This window comes from Streptomyces sp. NPDC020489 (genome assembly GCF_044386545.1).
GTDB lineage: Bacteria > Actinomycetota > Actinomycetes > Streptomycetales > Streptomycetaceae > Streptomyces.
On sequence record NZ_JBIRUZ010000039.1, the window covers coordinates 1 to 1,046 of the forward strand.

General features: G+C 57.1%; 1 rRNA gene. It reads right to left on the bottom strand.

Annotation, left to right across the window (positions count from 1 at the left end):
- Nucleotides 1-1,046, bottom strand: a 23S ribosomal RNA gene (locus tag ACH41F_RS41800); the annotation flags it as partial.

The following is a 1,046-nucleotide window of genomic DNA, read 5'->3' on the forward strand; positions in this document are numbered from 1 at the left end:
CCTACACCCTTACCCCGGGACAACCACCGCCCGGGATGGACTACCTTCCTGCGTCACCCCATCACTCACCTACTACCAGATCGGGTCAGCGGCTCCACCACTTTCCTTTCCCCGAAGGGTCCGGAACGGCTTCACGGCCTTAGCATCACTGGATTCGATGTTTGACGCTTCACAGCGGGTACCGGAATATCAACCGGTTATCCATCGACTACGCCTGTCGGCCTCGCCTTAGGTCCCGACTTACCCTGGGCAGATCAGCTTGACCCAGGAACCCTTAGTCAATCGGCGCACACGTTTCTCACGTGTGTATCGCTACTCATGCCTGCATTCTCACTCGTGAACCGTCCACCACTAGCTTCCGCTGCAGCTTCACCCGGCACACGACGCTCCCCTACCCATCCATACGGGCGTTGGCCCTCATGTATGAATGACACGACTTCGGCGGTACGCTTGAGCCCCGCTACATTGTCGGCGCGGAATCACTAGACCAGTGAGCTATTACGCACTCTTTCAAGGGTGGCTGCTTCTAAGCCAACCTCCTGGTTGTCTGTGCGACTCCACATCCTTTCCCACTTAGCGTACGCTTAGGGGCCTTAGTCGATGCTCTGGGCTGTTTCCCTCTCGACCATGGAGCTTATCCCCCACAGTCTCACTGCCGTGCTCTCACTTACCGGCATTCGGAGTTTGGCTAAGGTCAGTAACCCGGTAGGGCCCATCGCCTATCCAGTGCTCTACCTCCGGCAAGAAACACACGACGCTGCACCTAAATGCATTTCGGGGAGAACCAGCTATCACGGAGTTTGATTGGCCTTTCACCCCTAACCACAGGTCATCCCCCAGGTTTTCAACCCTGGTGGGTTCGGTCCTCCACGAAGTCTTACCTCCGCTTCAACCTGCCCATGGCTAGATCACTCCGCTTCGGGTCTTGAGCGCGCTACTGAATCGCCCTATTCGGACTCGCTTTCGCTACGGCTTCCCCACACGGGTTAACCTCGCAACACACCGCAAACTCGCAGGCTCATTCTTCAAAAGGCACGCAGTCACGA